Annotated in this window: 15 protein-coding genes; 5 read left to right on the plus strand and 10 right to left on the minus strand. The window is 57.5% G+C overall.

All coding sequences use genetic code 11. The annotated features are described in order from the left end of the window. Positions 1 to 93 precede the first annotated feature (93 nt). A complete protein-coding gene (locus tag SVU69_05810; GenBank protein MDY6942515.1) occupies positions 94 to 900 on the minus strand; it encodes a thioesterase family protein in 807 nt (268 codons plus the stop codon). A 187-nt stretch (positions 901 to 1,087) separates the two neighbouring features. On the opposite strand from SVU69_05810, the gene trxC reads away from it, so the two are divergent. Together trxC and SVU69_05820 are read left to right on the plus strand one after the other, a co-directional pair. After that, positions 1,088 to 1,528 (plus strand): thioredoxin TrxC, encoded by a 441-nt coding sequence (gene trxC / locus SVU69_05815; GenBank protein MDY6942516.1) that lies wholly within the window; start codon positions 1,088 to 1,090, stop codon positions 1,526 to 1,528. A 129-nt stretch (positions 1,529 to 1,657) separates the two neighbouring features. Further along, positions 1,658 to 2,113, plus strand: coding sequence for a hypothetical protein (locus SVU69_05820; protein MDY6942517.1), 456 nt, complete (start codon positions 1,658 to 1,660; stop codon positions 2,111 to 2,113). Between the two features lie 215 nt (positions 2,114 to 2,328). Here the strand turns inward: SVU69_05820 and SVU69_05825 are convergent, their stop codons facing one another. The 7 genes from SVU69_05825 to SVU69_05855 all read right to left on the minus strand — a co-directional run bounded on the left by SVU69_05825 (position 2,329) and on the right by SVU69_05855 (position 12,361). Further along, positions 2,329 to 2,682, minus strand: a complete 354-nt coding sequence (locus SVU69_05825) for a helix-turn-helix transcriptional regulator (protein ID MDY6942518.1) — start codon at positions 2,680 to 2,682, stop codon at positions 2,329 to 2,331. A 496-nt stretch (positions 2,683 to 3,178) separates the two neighbouring features. Beyond that, the gene (locus SVU69_05830) at positions 3,179 to 4,438 is read right to left on the minus strand and encodes an alkane 1-monooxygenase (GenBank protein ID MDY6942519.1); all 1,260 of its coding nucleotides are present in this window, start codon (positions 4,436 to 4,438) and stop codon (positions 3,179 to 3,181) included. Between the two features lie 297 nt (positions 4,439 to 4,735). Then, positions 4,736 to 6,352, minus strand: a complete 1,617-nt coding sequence (locus SVU69_05835; protein ID MDY6942520.1) for an O-antigen ligase family protein — start codon at positions 6,350 to 6,352, stop codon at positions 4,736 to 4,738. A gap of 50 nt (positions 6,353 to 6,402) precedes the next feature. After that, positions 6,403 to 8,532 carry a sulfatase-like hydrolase/transferase gene (locus tag SVU69_05840; GenBank protein MDY6942521.1) on the minus strand — a complete coding sequence of 710 codons (2,130 nt, stop codon included), beginning with the start codon at positions 8,530 to 8,532 and terminating at the stop codon, positions 6,403 to 6,405. Positions 8,533 to 8,640: 108 nt separating this feature from the next. Further along, the gene (locus SVU69_05845) at positions 8,641 to 9,072 is read right to left on the minus strand and encodes a pilin (GenBank protein ID MDY6942522.1); all 432 of its coding nucleotides are present in this window, start codon (positions 9,070 to 9,072) and stop codon (positions 8,641 to 8,643) included. A gap of 326 nt (positions 9,073 to 9,398) precedes the next feature. After that, a complete protein-coding gene (locus tag SVU69_05850) occupies positions 9,399 to 10,733 on the minus strand; it encodes a sigma-54 dependent transcriptional regulator (GenBank protein MDY6942523.1) in 1,335 nt (444 codons plus the stop codon). 2 nt (positions 10,734 to 10,735) lie between these two features. Then, on the minus strand, positions 10,736 to 12,361 hold the full coding sequence (locus SVU69_05855) for an ATP-binding protein (protein ID MDY6942524.1): 1,626 nt from the start codon (positions 12,359 to 12,361) through the stop codon (positions 10,736 to 10,738). Positions 12,362 to 12,711: 350 nt separating this feature from the next. Between SVU69_05855 and sucC the strand changes: the two genes are divergently transcribed. Genes sucC through SVU69_05870 form a run of 3 tightly spaced genes read left to right on the plus strand, consistent with a single transcriptional unit; the run spans position 12,712 to position 16,457 of the window. Further along, a complete protein-coding gene (gene sucC / locus SVU69_05860) occupies positions 12,712 to 13,872 on the plus strand; it encodes an ADP-forming succinate--CoA ligase subunit beta (protein ID MDY6942525.1) in 1,161 nt (386 codons plus the stop codon). 38 nt (positions 13,873 to 13,910) lie between these two features. Then, complete coding sequence (gene sucD / locus SVU69_05865; GenBank protein ID MDY6942526.1) at positions 13,911 to 14,777, plus strand: succinate--CoA ligase subunit alpha; 867 nt, start codon at positions 13,911 to 13,913, stop codon at positions 14,775 to 14,777. A gap of 57 nt (positions 14,778 to 14,834) precedes the next feature. After that, positions 14,835 to 16,457, plus strand: coding sequence for an NAD+ synthase (locus SVU69_05870; protein ID MDY6942527.1), 1,623 nt, complete (start codon positions 14,835 to 14,837; stop codon positions 16,455 to 16,457). Positions 16,458 to 16,481: 24 nt separating this feature from the next. Here SVU69_05870 and SVU69_05875 read toward each other — a convergent pair whose 3' ends face one another. Further along, positions 16,482 to 17,012, minus strand: a complete 531-nt coding sequence (locus tag SVU69_05875; GenBank protein ID MDY6942528.1) for a nitroreductase family protein — start codon at positions 17,010 to 17,012, stop codon at positions 16,482 to 16,484. A 44-nt stretch (positions 17,013 to 17,056) separates the two neighbouring features. Beyond that, positions 17,057 to 17,863, minus strand: a complete 807-nt coding sequence (locus SVU69_05880) for an outer membrane protein assembly factor BamD (protein MDY6942529.1) — start codon at positions 17,861 to 17,863, stop codon at positions 17,057 to 17,059. Between the last annotated feature and the right edge of the window lie 56 nt (positions 17,864 to 17,919).

Below are 17,919 nucleotides of genomic sequence, written 5' to 3' on the forward strand. Positions count from 1 at the left end.
TCGACTTTGATTATGCGTCTGTAGCGGCAGGATTATAACTTGAACGCCCTTTCCCTTGCAGCGTTTTGCAGTGACAGGCCCGCCTTAGCCACGTTAGCGACCAAACGTGCGCGTGACTAAAGCTTGTGTCACTCGGCCGATGGGTCCCTCGGCATCGTGCAGTTGAGTTTCGACCGCACCGATGCCGTGTTCCTCCATGCGAGCGCGGGCATCCAGACAAACCCACTGTCCGCGCGGATAACGGTACAGGTGCAAGGTGATGTCTGCATTGATGCAGCCGGTTTTGCCGTCTAGGTAGAGTTGGCCCAAACCGTTTCCGAAATCCGCCAGTGCGGCGACATGCACGAATGGGCTGGTTTGGGTTCCGGCGACAATCGGCAGGGCGAAGCGCAACCAGGCGGCACCCTCGCCACGGAGTTTCATACCGGAAATCATCTTTGCTTGAAGCGCGAAATGCATCCCCGGCGGTAACTGGTCAGAGGGCGGCAAGGGTCCCCCCATTAGCGTCGTCACGGGAATATGAGCGGGGTCCGGTGGCGCTACGGTGTCTGGTTGAGCGTGGTCTGGCACCGCGACCGAGGCGGTGCGGAGCGCCAGCGCGCGGGCGCGAGCGACTTCCTTATCACCGGCCAGAAGTCGAGCCTCGATAATCTGCAGCCGTTTCCCCTCACGGAGCGTTTCAGTTTGAGTGGTGAGGGGGGCGAACGGCACCGGGCGGAACAGGTCCACCGTCAGACGCGCAAATTGAAACGCCGGGTCTGAGAGATGCTGTTCGACGGCATAGGCGAAAAGGCCGCCCGTGGCGCCACCGTGCAGAAGCCCGGGGTCCCACGGTCCGACTGCGCGATCAGTCGGAGTATATTGGTGGTTTTCAAACTTGAATAATGCGTCTGTCGTCATGGTGCGGTGCCAAGCCTCCGGCGAGTCGTCTTGGGTGGCGTCTCTGGCGCCAAAAGAGCAGCATCATGCCATCCCGGTTGATCATTGTCTTGTGGGGCATGCCGGAGCCTTGGGAATCGGTGCTGCCGTCACCATCATATGAACGCGAGCTCCCAACGCCAAAATGAACGGTTTCGAGGAATTTTTGATGAACGAAGTCCAGCACGTCGTTTGTAGTACGTGTCGTGCGGTTAATCGTCTTCCGGCGGATGCCTTGCCGGTGCGCCGCCCAAAGTGTGGAAAATGCCATCAACCGCTGTTTACGGGCGCGCCGATGATTCTCGATGGTTCGGAGCTCGCGCGTCATCTACAGCACGATAGCATTCCGTTGTTAGTGGATTTTTGGGCCCCTTGGTGCGGGCCTTGCCGAATGATGGCACCGATATTTGATCAGCTGGCCGGCGAGGTGGAACCAAGGGCTCGGTTCGGCAAAGTGAATACGGACGAACAGCAGGCCGTCGCGAGCCAATTCGCAATTCGTAGTATCCCCACTCTGATCCTCTTTCGCTCTGGAAAGGAGATTTTAAGACACGCCGGTGCGATGGATGGCCATCGTTTACGGGGATGGCTGGATCGTGCGCTGGCGTAGTGGCGTGGGCGTAACGGGCGGCGTGGGGTGGCAAACGTGCCATGATTTTTGGGTGCTGCGATCTTGAGTTAGACTCAAATTTTTCGCCCGGTGGCGTTCGTCGTCGATTGAGGTATCTAAGGAGAGGGAATGGCTGACAGTGAATTGACCCAGGAACGCGCCGAGCTCGCGTTAACCTGTACCGCTTCCATGCTACGTACGTTGTACGAGGCCGGTCCGCAGCCCGCTAACGAAGCACAGAGCCCAATGCAGCGGATCATGGACAGCCCGGCGAAGGACGACATTCTGACGTTGATGAAGCTGCTGACTTGGAACATCGTCGAGAAACTATTGCCGATGATGAAAGGGGACAGCCCGATGAATCCGGCTATTCTCGGATTGGATACGGGGCGTGTGGTCGTTGAGGGCGATACGGCGATTTATCGCATCAAACCGGGTCGTCTTATCACCCATTGGGTCGATGAAAAAGGCCAATACAAAATCAACGACTTTGAGTTCAAAGTGAACTGGCTGTGGGTCATCCTAAACTGGCGTCTCATTCGAGACATGCGCCGGAAGAGGCAGGAGAGCGAGGTGGCTGAGTGAATGCACCGAACCGTATTTTTGCGCCGCCATGCGCCCATGAAAATCGGGGTGTGACAAACGACAGCCGGCGCTCCGTGGCGCGGCCAGCCATGGAATCGTATTAGCGAACGTCAGCCAGCTAACCTATGCGTTTGCCCGGCTGCCTGACCACTCGGTCGCCACGTTTTCGTGAGGACGCCGGGTTACGGCAGCCGGGGAAATCCGCTGGTTGTGGCTCAGCGAAGCGTGCGAAGGAAATTAAGCAAAGCTTCCTGGCTTACCGGGTCAAGGCGCTGGTAATTGTCCAGCAGTTCTTGCTGGTCAAGTTGCAGGCCCCGGCCCGGCGTTCCCGCCGCTTCCCGTGTTGTAGTAGGCCGGAAATACATCGGACCCTTCCCGGTTGCCAACCACTCGTAGTTGACTTTCAGGATTTGTGCGATTTCTTCCAGCCGTTCTCGACGCGGTGAGGTTCCGCTGTCGGACTCCCATTGACTGCATGCGCTACGCGTTACCCCAAGTAACTTTGCTAGTCTGGTTTGAGAGATGCCGACTTTTTCTCGTGCTTGTTTTATACGACGACCAATGCTCATAGCGTTCAAGTCTTTAAATTTCCGGATAATCGGAGAAGTTTTTGAGTGTCGGTACACTCGCTAAATTAGGTTGGAGCTAACCGGTTATAGTTCCCCGCCGGTCAGTCAACCTACCCCAAGTAAGATGGCGTTGTTGGTTTGTGCTCGTTGGCTCAGGTCCGGTTGGAGCCGGTTGTGCTTCCCGTTCGCTCTTGGTATCCGAGCCGGCTTGCACGCACGTCACAAGCGCCATCGTTTCGCGACGACAGTCCGATCGGTATGCGATGCGAAGTTGGCCATACCTTTCGGGGGTTCGCTGCGCTTGCCTAGCTTATCACTCCTTAAGTACAGGTATTCCAGGCGCGCGCCAAAAGCGCCAAGTAAAACTTGGCGCTCCAGCTTGTCGTCGTTAGGCGTGTCTCAGAGTACAGAACCCAAGACACGGCAACAGATGTCCGCTGGTGCAGATGCGTTCCCCAACATCACCTGCTCGGACCGATAAAGAAAACCGCAGACGTTACACAGCCATTGCCCCGGCTGGTTCTTCTACTCTGCCCGTTTCCTTGGGCCTCGGTTGATCGCGGAAGTACCGTTCGGCAGCGTCGACTAACGCGGGTATACCACTGCGTAAGTTCTGCTCCATGGCGATCCGCCGCTCCGACTCAGAGGCCATATTGTAATCCCAGTCGAGCAGGCGAGGGGCCATGAGCTCGTTCCATAGTGGTGGGATCAAGCAAATCAACATACTGACCACATAGCCATAGAGTGTCAACGGTGCCTGGTCAGGGTAGGCCTTGAGATCCCAAAACTCTACGCTGGCATCGGCGTGGTGGTGGGAGTGTCGGGAAATGGCCACGGTCATGCAATAAGCCGCGGTTTGGTTGCTATTCCAGGCATGCCGGACTTGCATCGGTTCATCGGGTAGTCGAACGAGGCCGTAGTGCTCAATATAGTTGGCGAGCTCCAGGCCAATATGCGTGACCAAGCTAACGCCCAGGATTCCAAACAAACCGGCCCAGCCCGCTGCGTATACGAAAAACAGCACCACCAGCACTTCGATTCCCCACCACCGCAGGGCACGGTTGTCCCAATTCCACGGCGACTTGCCGATACGTCGTAGGCGCATGGCTTCCAGATCCCAGGTCATCTTTTTCTGACCGATGATTGACCGAATAAAGAAGTGGTAGAAGTTCTCCCCGCGGAATGCGGTAGCCGGATCGGCCGGCGTGCATACTAAATTATGGTGTCCATAGGGGTGTCTGATAGAAAAGTGGGTGAACAGCGAAAAGGCTTCTCCCAGTCGACCCATAAACACCGCAACCGGGTTTTCCGTGCGATGGGTCAGCTCATGGCCGATGGCAATGGACCCTAGCGCTCCGGCGATGCCCGCAAGAATGCCGGCGGAAAGCACCACGCCCCAGGTGTCATTGGCCATGTGGTTGGCAATGACGTCGAAGCCGATTAGCGTGCTTGTTGCAGCACCGATCCCGAATAAATCATTGGGCAGGCCCAGCATCCAGGCAAAGGTGATGATCAGCACGATGCCGGCAATCTGGCTGGCGTATTGCAAGGCGTAGAAGATTCCCGGATGCGCATACTCGGGTTCTTCTTCGTAGCGCTTCGTAAGTAGTTCTGATCCCACGGCGGCGATGCCCACCAGTATTGCGTACCATTTGACGATGGGACCGCCAATGATGAGGATGGGTATCGCGCCCACCACCACAGCTGAACCGATAAAGAATCGGCCGTATTTCCAAACCGCGCGTATCGCGTCCATTTCTGTCTCCTCCGTTTAACAGGGACCCCGCCATCTTCCAATTTCTTTCATACGTGATTTTGGTTTTTTTTCGGTGGGGGTATGAACGGCCCGGTCACGACTAACCGATCGTTCAATTCGCCTCCAGTTTAACCGTCTTAAGGCGGCGCCTGTCAAGGCGATATGCGAGGCATATTGTCGCGGTGGTGATTCAAGGGTTCCGCCCGACATTCGGTTGAACATTTGCAAATACCAAGTGGCTTTGGCGACTCTTTGCCGTTCACCAGAGGCAGGCTACGGTCAGTCTTTGGCCAGCGACTATGGATTGTGATCTAGGCACCCCCGCTCGCCGACACTGACACTGATGGTGCGAAGATGAGGTGCCAAGGTTTGTTGCCATATTTCCCGTTCGTGTTCCTCCCATGCGCAGGACCAGCGGGAGATAATATTGGCGCGGAAAGGGTCCGAGAGAGCGCTCGGGAACATCCAAACGACTTGCGTTCTCCATGAGTCGCGAAGTGGCGGTTTGTCGGTCCATGCGGCCCAAAGTGAGAGGGTGTGTATCAGGATGGGGGTTAGACAAATGGCCGCGATGACATTCCAACGTCGACGATCGCCCCTATTTTGGGACGCGCGGGCAACGGATTTTGGTACCGGAATCGCCAGGGCCAGTCCGATGGCGGTAAATGCCATGGGTAAGGCGTGATACAAAGTGCCATCGACCACAGAGAAGATACCCAGCATCAGCGCCAGCCAAAAGCCGATGAAGTGGCGCCCATACGGGTCTTCTGATCGTTGAGTCCGGAGCTTCCAGCCGATGAGCACGGCGGCGGTCAGTAACAATGCGACGGCCAGCGCACCGCCAACAAAACCCCAGCTCACCACGGCTTGTATCAAAAAGCTATGGGGTTGAACTGTGCCGGCCCATCGGGGCGAGGTTTCCAGCAAGTAGCCGTCGGGCCCCAAGCCAAACCAGGGCCGCGATGCAATGAGGGCCAGTGCGTCCTGCCAAAGGGTAAGGCGGCCGCTCGAATATTGATCCATACTTTGGCTGTTGGCCGCGGTCTGAATGAGCCGGTCTGCGCCCAGTGAGGATGTGGCGAAGACATCCGATAAGTAGAATCCGATAACCGCCGTCGTCACCAAGATGATCAATAGTTTGCGGGGGTTCGGGATCAGGCCGACCACCGCGAGCAAACCGATGGATGTGAACAGGGCGAAGAACGGACCTCGGCCACCGGCCCAGAACAACAGCGTCCAGCAAGCCACCAGCGCCAAGGTGCAAAAGACCCGTAATCCGGTTGATCCGGCTTCTCGTTTCGTTGCCCATGGCCAGCAAGCGAGGACCAGGCAGGCGCTTGCGTAGTAGCCGAAATGGCGGATGTGGGCGAATCCCGGCATAGAGCCAATCCATCGCGCTTCGGTTGGATCCGGCGTCGCAAACCAGGCCAGGGTGAATAGGCCGAGATAGGCGAAAAAGCCGCCAACCGCTGCAATTGAAAAGCGCCTGCCCATTTCCGGGCTTAACTGAAGGTAGATCCAGAGGCTGACCGCGAACAGGCCGTGAAGCAGCCATTCGCCATGACGCACGACAGCGTTGATCGGATGCCCGGCTAGAATCACCGATAGCGTTGACCATGCCAGCCACGCGCCGCCTATCCACAATAGTGAACGAGGGATGATTCTCCAGTTCGGAATGGGAGCCTGGCGCTGATTGATCACAAGAACAACAAAAGCACCCTCCAGCAAGCCGACCAGGCTTTTCATGGCGATTGTCGTGTCGAAAAACGCTGTTCGATCGGCTAATACCGGAACGAGGCAAATCAAGGTGAGCAGTCCCGTTGCGGCCGCATCGGGTGCCGATAAGTTGATGCGGTGCGCGGCGTCAGTTGTTAACGGAACGTGGGAGGCGGGAGATTTCATGGGTTCCGGCATGGGTGTGGGATTCCTTGCGAATGACTTCTGCGGCCCCGGCGAGCGGTACTCTAGCTCCGGGATGGCACTTCTGAAGGGGGCATCGGCATCACGGTGGCGTTGCTTGATGGCCCGCATTGCGCCTTGATGGCGAACTCGGTATCCGACCGATAGTGTTGGCACAGGGCTAACATAAGCGACTCGATGGGGGCATCCGTTTGGGCCCAGGTGTTATGGGGCCACCAGGTCGATGTTTCGATATCGCCCAACACCCAGTTGATGTTGCCCTGTTGATCCGGGAGAGCCGCCAGCAGCCAGCGATCGCGTAATGCGGCGCGCTGTTTCTCCCGCAGTAGTTGGGGTACCAGGTCATTGCGGAGGATGACCCGGCCGCGCTCGTCGATTCGATAGTAAAGACCGGCCTCCGCGAATGCCGCTGCTGCCGATGGGTTGCCGCCGGTGATGCTTTTTGGCGACAACCCGGTTTCCAAAAACAGCGTACGGTCAGGTAGAGGGGCCGAGGCGTCCTTCAAGTTGGCCACCAAAGGCTGACCAGCGCTTTTCTCGTCGTGCTCCAGACCCAAAAGCACGCGGAGCGTCGGTGTAATATCGATCAAAGACACGTTGCCGCGCCGAGCGCCGGACGGAAAAGTCTCGCCACCGGTGCGGCGGAATGCCAACAACACGCGGTATTGGGCCGGGCTCATGACGTGGGTTCCGTGACCGGAAAACGCGACCAGTCGGTTGCCATTCGCAGATGGTCCGTGAAACCAAACCGATTCGCCTTGCCCGAAGTCTTCACCGTGATCGGATAGGAACACCACAACCGCGTCGTCTAGTAGCCCGTGTTGTTCCAATTCACCCATGAAGCTCTCGACTTGTTGGTCGGCGCGTTGTAGGGCTTGCCGATATTGAGCCGGCGAGGAGGGGAGTTCCACATGCGCTGTTTCAGTATCTGAAGCCGAATGCGGTGCATCGGCCCACGTGTAAGGCCAATGGGGCAATTCGAAATGGACCGCGAGAAAAAGCGGCTGCTTCGGGTTGTGAGATTGAACAAACCGGGCCAATTCTTTATTGAAAGTCTCCGGTCGATAAGTCACTTCGGCCCCACGATTGCTGTAGGTGAACGGAAACAGTCTTTTGCCCAGCCAGGTATTGCTGATGAGGTTGCACAAGGGGATATCGTTCATGGCGCCGAGTAGGAAGTCGGCCGCACCGATGGCCGGCCCAATGATGTGATCGAAGCCATGCTGCTGGTCGATACTGGCGAATCGCCGTTCATCGATGGCGAAGGCGGTGGTGTATCCGTGGTCGCGAAGCATATTTGTCAACTGGCCGTTCAAGTCCACTCGATTCGGATCGGTCAGGTTGTAACGCGCCCCATGGGCGATGGGGTCGCGTCCGCTCAGTACGCTCAGCCAGGCAGGATACGTCCGCGCGAAGGGTGTATAGGCGTCGGAGAACACGGCGGAATTTTCGAGTTGCCGGCTCAGGAACGGCATTAAGGGATTGGGTGCTCCGGCCGGTGCTAGGTGGTCGGGGCGCAGCGCATCCACGCCGATGATGAAGATGTTGGGCTGGCCTGTCGACACGTGGTCGGCGTGAGAGGTATTCGGAGGCGGGCTGGCCCATAGAAAGGCGACGAATGCTGACGTTACCACCATGGCGATAGACCGGCGGGCTCCAAGGCGGCTCAGTCCATCGTGCAGCAGCCCCAGTCCCCCGAACGCGACGATGCCCGCGATCGGTATGCCCAAGCCGAAATAAAAAATGGTTCCGAGGGCGCTCATGGCGAGACGGTCCACGCCCATCGCAAACAGCGAAAGAGGGAACCAGCGTGCGTTGGCCAGCAAGATCCAAAAGAACAGCAGCAAGAAACCCAGTAGGCCGAGCTGAAACCGGTCCTTGGCGTTCAAGGGCCATGTTCGGGAGGCGCGGATCCACGCAAAGGCCCAAATAAGGCCCACGAGAACATGGATCAACGATACGGCCAAGGTGTAGCCGGCGATATGGACACCCAAAGATACGGGCATGTCATTGAGCGCGGACAGAATAGAGGCGGAGGCGCGGTGATCGGAGAAGTCCCGAACGAACAAGAAACCCCGATAGGCGAATGCCAGCACGGCAAGTACCAAAGCCAATCCCGTTATGGAGCCGGTGAATGTTTTTCGCGGGAAAGAGAGGTCTTTTTGGATACTCATCCGCGGCCTGGATGTTCCATTATCGGGTTGTTGCAATGCGCCAAGCCCCTCTCGCGAGGGGCTTGGCGGCTTTGGGTTTTTCACCCGGTTTTCCTATCCCGATAGGGCTTAGGAAGTAGCGCGGCAGTTGGCCGGTACGAAGGAGGCCAGGGTCGCGTCATTGATAAAGCAATCCCAAGTAATAGTGCCGTTGGTCTCGACGGTGGGGCTCAAAGTCAGGGCAAGGTTAGTACCGCCCACCTGGGCGTTTACGAAGCCGATATCGATGACACCAGCGGTCACGGCCATCGTATCAACCACATCTGTCGCGTCGAAGCGCGCACCCGCATCGGCCAGGCTGTTGATGTTAGCGAGCGCTGTCCCGGAAGCGACCGTTTCAGAGACCGCGAGTTTCACGGAGTTCGCCAGGTTAATCCCTTCCGTGACGCGGGCACGGATGGTGTAATCTTGATACGCGGGGATGGCGATGGCCGCTAAGATACCCACGATCGCGACCACGATCATGAGTTCGATGAGTGTAAAACCTTTTTGTGTTTGCATGGCTGGAGTTCCTCTATTTATCTCATTCAGTTTGGGTCAGGATTTTCTTGATTGTCAGATTGTTATTGTTATGTTTCCGGTCAGTTTTGAGTCTCAAGGCAACGCTCAATGGCACACGAGGCGATTTACCTTGAAGGGAGAAATGCAAAGCGCGTGCCAGTGTTTGATTGTCGTTTGTGTTCCAAGGATATTTCTGAAAAAACAATCATTTGTGTTCTGGTTCTGTGATTGCGGTGAAGTCTGCTACCAAGCAAAGTGAACCTGTGGGTCAGTTAGTGATTTCGTGAATCGTCAAAAACTGACGTTCGGCGTCACATTTCCAGCGCTTACTCCAGTCCCAGTTTCTTCAGCCGGTATCGCAGCGCCCGGAATGTGATACCCAACGAGCGGGCGGTCGCTGTTTTGTTCCAGCGGTGTGCCTCCAACGCTTTCAGGATGGCTTCACGTTCGATGTTGTTCAGTTGCTCATCCAGGCCGGAGGGGTCCTTCTCGAGGGTCTCCGGCTGTTCCACTTCGGCGGGCGAATCCGGTAGTTGTAGGTGCCCCTGGGCGATGGTTTTGCCATCGGACAGCGTGTAGGCGCGCTGCAGAATGTTTTCCAACTCGCGCACGTTGCCCGGAAAGCTGTAGCTGCGCAAGCATTTCATGGCGGACTCGTCCAGGGTTGGGATCTCGTCGGCGCCCGTGAGCTGTTTGAGAATATGGGTGACGAGCAGCGGAATGTCCTGCCGGCGTTCTCGCAGGGGCGGCACTTTCAATTCAATGACGTTGATCCGGTAGTACAAATCTTGTCGGAACAGCCCGTCGCCGACCATTTGCTCCAAGGGCTTGTGTGTGGCGCTGAGTAAGCGCACATCGACTGGCACTTCCTTGGGCGCACCCACCGGACGGACCGCGCGTTCCTGAATGGCGCGTAGCAATTTCACTTGCATCGGCAGGGGCAGTTCGGCGACTTCATCGAGAAAGAGCGTGCCGCCGTGAGCGGTTTGGAACATCCCCGGGTTGTCGGTTACCGCGCCGGTAAAACTGCCCTTTTTGTGCCCGAACAGTTCGCTTTCCATCAGCTCAGCCGGAAGTGCGCCGCAGTTCACAGGAACGAATGGGCCGTCCGCCCGGGCGCTTTGGCCGTGAATCAGCCGGGCAACCAGTTCTTTACCGGTTCCGGATTCGCCACTGACGTAGATCGGCGCTTGGCTGCGAGAGACTTTTGCAATCATGCCGCGGAGTTGCCGCATCGGTTCCGATTCGCCGAGCAGAATATGTCGGGAACGACGGTTTTTCCCCGACTGCATAGACGTTTTCATCGCGGTATTGACCAGCTGGCGAAGAACCGACAGGTCAACCGGTTTGGAAACGAAATCGAAAGCGCCGGCTTTCAGGCTTTCAACTGCAAGCTCCACATTGCCATGGGCCGTGATGACGGCCACCGGCAATTCCGAACCGGATCCGGAAATTTCTCTTACCAGATCGATGCCGCTGCCGTCGGGCAAGTTCATGTCCGTCAGACACAAGTCGTAACGGCGATGGGCGACGAGTTCGCGTGCCTCAGAGAGATTTTGTGCGCTGTCGGTGCCCAGATCCATGCGGCGCAGCGTCATTTCGAGCAGCGCCCGGATATCGGGCTCATCGTCCACTATCAGAACAGTTTTCTTGCTATCCATATTCATGCAGTCCGACGTTGAGAATCGTGGAAACTCAGGCGAAATCGGCAACCCGGCCCCGCCTCCTGTGCCAGTTGAAGGCTGGCGCCATTGAATTCACACAGCTCGCGGCAAATGAACAATCCGAGTCCGGTGCCTTGGTGGCTGGTGGTAAAAAAAGGCTCGAAGATGTTTGCTGCGACATGCGGGGGAATGCCGCCGCCGTTGTCGGCGACATCGACGAAAATGCGCTGGCTGTCCGTCGCGCGGGTGACCGACAGCTGAATGATGGGCATGCCGTCGGCGGGGCGGCCATGCAGCAGCGCATTGTCGATGAGATTGGAGAGAACCCGCCGCAGATGTTCCGGATCGACCCGGACCGGTATCGCTTCTTCGGGAACGTTCAAACGCAGTTCGAAATTGTCCATTGGCCGCTCTTCCCGATAGTTGCGGACGTAACCCGCTAGCCATGCCGACAGTTCCACATGCTCGGCTTTCGCCGTTGGTTGGCGGGAAAGCTGGAGGATGTCTTCGACAATGTCGTTGATGCGGCCGCAGTGCTTGCTGACGATGCTTGTGAGTTTGCGGTCTTCGCTGCTCACGGTGGGAGATTCGGCCAGTAGCTCACTGGCGTGGTTGATCGCGGAGAGGGGGTTGCGAATTTCGTGGGCAATGCTTGCGCTAAGACGTCCCAGCGCCTTGAGTTTGAGGTCCTGCATGCGTCGCTTGGTGACGCTCATGTCTTCCAGGAAAATCAACGTGCCGTTTTCGCCCGTCTCCCCCAGCGACGTAAAGGCCGGTGCGATTTCGCTATGGTCTGCAGGCGATTGAAAACATAAATGCTCGGTATCTGGCGCATCTTCCCATTGGTCCAACAACTCACTGAGTTCCTTGGAGACGTTTTCCAGAGCCCGACCGGCGGCGGTCCGATTGCGGCGTAACAGCATTCGGTCGGCTTGTCCGTTCGAGAGTTGGATTTGGCGATGCGCATCGATCACCAAAATGCCACTTTGAATGGTTTGGATGACGATTTCGTTCAGTTGCGACAGGTCTTTCAGGTCGATAGCCTGTCGCTCGGCCAAGTGCATACTCTCTTCAGCCCGGCGCGCCAAAATATTGGCGCTCGCCGCCGCCAAAAAACCGATACTGCCGAGCAGGATCGCTTGCGGGAACGCCCCGTCGGTGCCCAGCACGCGCTGCTGATAAAGTTCTGCCCCTAATAGAATGCTCGCGGCCGTGGCGGCCAGGGAGGCGGAAGCGCTGACGGGAAGAACCAATCCGCTCACGGTGATCGGTAGTAGAAACACCACGCCCAACCCGGCTGGAAGCCCACCGGCGCTATAGACAATAAGCGTGAGCAACGGTAAGTCGGCTGCGAGTTGTATCCAGGCTTGGCGGGATAATCGGGGCCAGCCACGCAATAACATCGCGCCGCAGATAATGGAAAATATCCAATAGCCGAGAACCCCGAAGAAGAATAGGTCGCTGTTCGTCTGCCAAGGCGCAGTATCCCAGCGGACGAGGCTGATGCCGAGCAATAACAGAGCGAACACCGCGCGAAAGGCGTTGAGCAGCGCCAAAATTCGCCACACATACGACGCTTGGCGCTGTGTGCGGGACGATTCGTCTGCGACAGGGCCAGCGGACAAGCGGCCCCTCACGGTTGGACTGGGTGCGGTAATAGTAGCCATGGTCCCGTGTGTTGGTTGTTAGGTTGGGAGCAAGTGCGATGGTGGTGAACCGTCAACTGTGTTGATCTCGGCGATTCTTCGGCTGTTTCCCAATGGAGGGAGTGCGCAAATTGCGCGCCAACTTAACACCGCTCCCTCGCTCTCTATTTCGCTTGATGTGGCGAAAAGTTTAATTATTGCTGTTCTATGGTGATGCGCTGTCTTTTTCGCCGGTGTGCGTTTGGCCCGGACATCTGCGCTTTGCGCCAAGCCCGCTGCATGAGCGAGAATAATCCGGAAATCGCTAGCGCAAGGAGGCCCGACCGCCCATGAATCTACACGAATACCAATCCAAACAGTTGTTCGCGGAATACGGTATTCCCGTCCCTGTCGGCAAAGTGGTTGGGTCGACCGAAGAGGCCGCGGCCGCAGCTGACCAACTGGGCGGTGATCGATGGGTGATCAAGGCTCAGGTTCACGCGGGTGGTCGAGGCAAAGCCGGGGGCGTCAAACTTGTCGACAGTGCAGCCGATTTGGCGGCGGCCGCCAAGCAGATGCTGGCTAACCGGCTGGTGACACACCAGACAGATGCCGCCGGATTACCGGTATCGCATTTGCTGGTCGAGAAAGGCCTTGGGATCGCCCGGGAGTTGTACTTGAGCGTCTTGACCGACCGCGCAAGCGAAGCGGTGGTCTTTATGGGGTCAGCCGCCGGTGGTATGGATATCGAGGAAGTGGCGGAAAAAACCCCGGAAAAGCTGGTGACCGTCACGGTACCCACCGCCGCGGGATTCCAGGCCTACCAAGCGCGACGTCTCGGTTTTGGAATGGGTTTGACGAAAGACCAAGTCGGGCAGTTCGTGAAAATTGCTCGAGCGCTCTATGATTTATTCATGGATTGCGACGCCAGCCTGGTGGAGATCAATCCGCTAATCGTCACCAACGATGGCCAATTGCTGGCGTTAGACGCTAAAGTCAACCTGGACGACAACGCTTTGTACCGTCAGCAGCGCTTAGCGGAGTGGCGCGATGCCAGCCAAGAGGATCAGCGGGAGTATGAAGCCAGCCAACATCATCTGAACTATGTCAGCTTGGATGGGACGATTGGCTGCATGGTCAACGGCGCGGGTTTGGCCATGGCGACCATGGACGTGATTCAGCTGCACGGCGGCCAGCCTGCTAACTTCCTGGACGTGGGTGGCGGCACCACCGCCGAGCGCGTCGCCGAGGCGTTTAAACTCATCGTGGCAGACCAGAAAGTCGCTGCGATTCTGGTTAACATCTTTGGGGGAATCGTGCGCTGTGATCTCATCGCCGAAGGGATCATCACTGCAATCAAAGAAGTGGGAATTCACATTCCTGTCATCGTTCGCCTGGAAGGCACCAATGTTGAAAAAGGTCGCGCAATGTTGGCCGAAAGCGGTCTGGATATCATCACGGGGGATGATTTGGATGATGCCGCTTTAAAGGCCGTAGCTGCGTCCCGATAACGCGATTCAAATTTTTTTCGAATATAAGGTTGGTGACGATGAGTATCTTAGTCAGTGCGGACACCAAAGTGCTCTGTCAAGGCTTTACTGGCAAACAGGGAACCTATCACTCGCAGCAAGCCATAGAATACGGTACCCGCTTGGTGGGCGGCGTCACCCCCGGTCGCGGTGGGGAATCTCATTTGGGATTGCCGGTGTTCGATACGGTGGCTGAAGCGGTTCAGGAAACCCAGGCCGATGCCACCATGATCTATGTGCCGGCGCCGTTCGCTGCCGATGCGATTTTGGAGGCTGCCGATGCCGGCATCGGTGTCATCGTGTGCATCACCGAGCACATTCCCGTTCAGGACATGATGCGGGTGAAAGCGGCATTGCGAGGAACCGACATTCGACTGGTCGGTCCGAACTGTCCCGGCGTGATCACGCCGGGTGAATGCAAAATCGGCATTATGCCCGGCATGATTCACAAACCCGGGTCCATCGGTATTGTCTCTCGCTCGGGCACTTTGACCTACGAAGCGGTGTTTCAAACGACGCGTAACGGTCTTGGCCAATCAACCTGCGTCGGGATTGGCGGTGATCCTATCCATGGCATGAATTTCGTCGACTGCCTGGAGTTGTTCGAGCAAGATCCCCAGACCAAAGGCATCATCATGGTCGGCGAGATCGGTGGCGGCGAGGAGGAAGATGCCGCCGAGTACATCAAGCAACACGTGTCCAAGCCGGTAGTCGGCTACATTGCCGGCGTCACCGCCCCCCCCGGAAAACGTATGGGGCACGCCGGTGCCATCATCACCGGTGGTCGGGGTACGGCAGAGGGCAAGTACCGTGCCCTCGAGCAATCCGGCGTGACCACCGTTCGATCGCCCGCCGCGCTCGGGCAGCGTATGGCCGAACTCCTTTAGTATATCGCTAGTGCCCATCGTTTTTTCGCCGGTTGCGAATTCTGCGGAGGTCTGGTGATGCCGTCGGCCGTTCCAATTAAAGTCGTCATGGCCCAACTCGATTTGTGGGTGGGTGATATTCAAGGCAACACCCAGCGGGTGATCGAGGTCGCTTGTGAGGCCCGGGACAATGATCAAGCCGACTTGATTGTATTCCCGGAATTGGCGCTCACCGGCTACCCGCCCGAAGATCTGCTGCTTCGAGCCAGCATGCGGATTCGAATCGCCGAGGCGCTAGAGCGTATTCGTGAGGCGGTGCACGGCATCCACGTGCTATTCGGTTATCCGGAGTACGCCGATGGGATGATTTACAACGCCGCGTGTGTGATGCGCGACGGCGTTGTGGTTGCCAACTACCGCAAACAACGGCTGCCAAACTACAGCGTCTTCGACGAAAGGCGGTATTTCACGCCCGGCGTGAAACCCGCGGTTTTTACCATTCGCGAGCTGCCCATCGGCGTGACCATCTGCGAGGATATTTGGGAATCGGAGCCGGCACGACTGGCCGCTGAGGCGGGCGCAAAGCTACTGATCAATGTCAACGCTTCGCCCTACCATATCGACAAAGGGGTCGATCGTGCGCGAGTGCTGGCGCAGCGGGTGGCGGAGACGGGGCTTCCCATTGTCTACGTCAACCTGATCGGGGGGCAGGATGAGTTGGTATTCGATGGCGAATCGCTGGTGGTGGATCGCTCCGGCGCCGTCGTTCTTCGCGCGCCAGCTTTCGTCGAGGGATCCTTCCCGGTCGCCTTCGACGCCAACGGCGATCCCGTAGGTTTGAGTCACCCTCCCGCCGATCCCTTGGCCGTGGAAGCGGCGATCTACAAAGCGTTGGTTCTGGGCATTCAGGACTATGTCAATCGACAGAGTTTCCCGGGTGTGGTCGTCGGCTTGTCCGGGGGAATCGATTCAGCGTTGACGCTCGCATTGGCTATTGATGCCTTGGGCGCCGAGCGCGTGATGGCCGTGATGATGCCATCTCGCTATACCTCGAAGATGAGCCTGACCGATGCGCAGGCAGAAGCCGAAATGGCCGGCGTGCGTTACGAGGTTCTCCCAATCGACCCGATTTTCGAAGCCTTCAAGTCCGGATTGTCACCGATTTTTCAGGGGCTGCCGGAAGACGTCACCGAAGAGAATTTACAAGCGCGCATCCGCGGCGTGTTGTTGATGGCGATTTCCAATAAAACCGGGCGCATGGTTCTGACAACAGGGAATAAAAGCGAAATCGCCGTGGGATACGCGACCTTATACGGCGATATGGTCGGGGGCTTCGCGCCGCTCAAGGATGTCAGTAAGACCATGGTCTATCGTCTGAGCGCGTACCGTAACGCCGTATCGCCCTTGATTCCTGCGCGGGTGCTGGAACGGCCCCCGTCTGCGGAGTTGCGTCCCGATCAGTTGGACAGCGACAGCCTGCCACCCTACAACGTACTCGACGCGATCTTAGAGCTGCATGTGGAGCAGGACATGCCCATACCGGAGATCGCCAAACGGGGATTCGACGAGGCCACTGTCAGGCGCGTCGCCCGGATGGTCAAGCGGGCCGAGTATAAGCGGCGTCAAGCGCCTCCGGGGATCAAAATCACGCGACGTGCTTTTGGTCGCGATCGTCGCTATCCCATATGTTCGGGGTACTAGCTTGGATCGTGCGGAGCGGCTCGCCTAACTCTTGCCGTAATAAGTGACCATCTCGGATATCGGCCGTCGGTGTGTGAGCTGGGGTGTTTCGGCCGGATAACCGAGACAGATCAGCGCGACGGGGCGTAAGCTGTCGGCCAATTCGAGAGCATTGCGTATTTTCTCTTCGTTGAACGAGCCGACCCACGCTGTTGCCAAGCCCGCAGCCACAGCGGCCAGTTGCGTGTAGCTGGCGGCGATCGTGGCATCTTGAGTGGAAAAAAGATCGGCACCGCGCGTTCCGTACTGCTCGGCGGCACGTTGCGCATCGGCACAGAACACCAGATTAACCGGTGCTTCGGCGATAAACGCCTGATTGCCCGCGGCTTGAACCAGCGCCTGTTGGGTGCCGGCATCGGTGACGACGACGATTCGGTAGGACTGCAGATCGCCGGCCGACGGTGCGCTACAAGCGACCTCCAAAATCGCGTGAAGCTTGTCGCGTTCCACTGGCAGGTCGCTCCGGTACTTGCGCACGGAATGCCGATGTCTGACGGTTTCGAAAAAGTCCCACATGGTCACTCTCCGTGTTCGCTCGTATCCTGGTGGGATTGAGTCGGCTAATTTTGTCTGGCTCCGAACCGGTCACGGTTGAGCTCTCGAACCCGCTCGACCTGCTGCGCCAAATCGTTCATACCCAGTTCGCGGTAGGCGTTGATCAACAAATCCAGCGTTGGGATTATGGCTGGCGTGCCCTGGTATTGGATCAGGATATCTTGCGCTCGATTGGCTGCCGCGACGAACGTGCCGCGGCGGAAATAGAATTCCGCGATGCCCAGTTCTTTCTCCGCCAGCCGGTTTTTGAGAAACACCATGCGCTGATACGCATCCGGCGCGTACTCACTGTCCGGAAAGCGTCGCAACAACATCGCAAAGTTGCTGAACGCGCCGCGAACGTATTCGGTGTCGCGTTTTACGTTGTCGGTATTCAGCCCGGTGCGATTGAGCCAGGTCCTTTCGAGTAAACCGATGCTGCGCTCGAAATTGATTCGACCGCGCATGTAGTACACATAGTCGACGTGGGGGTGGCTCGGATACTCGCGCAAAAACCGGTTGCTCGTGGCCAACGCCGATTCCCACTCACTCATCATGTATTGCGCGAAAATGAGTTCGATCTGAGCGCGTCGGGCATAGACGCCGAACGGATAACGGGCTTCCAACGCGTTGTACCGGTCGACGGCAACGCCATAGTCGTGGTCTACCAGGGCTGAATGCGCGCGGGTATACATCTCCGCCGGACTCACGTCCGGTTCGAGGGATTTGTCCTTGTTGGCGCAGGCGGTCAGCAACATGATGACAAGCAGCAGCAGGTATCGGCTGGCGGCCGTGATAGACTCTTTGAGCTTCATCTGGATGCGGTCAGACATAAGGGTTTGGCCCAGGCTGAAAGTCGCCGAAGTATAACCAAAACCATATCGTTTCG

The sequence above is a fragment of the Pseudomonadota bacterium genome (genome assembly GCA_034189865.1).
Taxonomy (GTDB): domain Bacteria; phylum Pseudomonadota; class Gammaproteobacteria; order UBA5335; family UBA5335; genus JAXHTV01.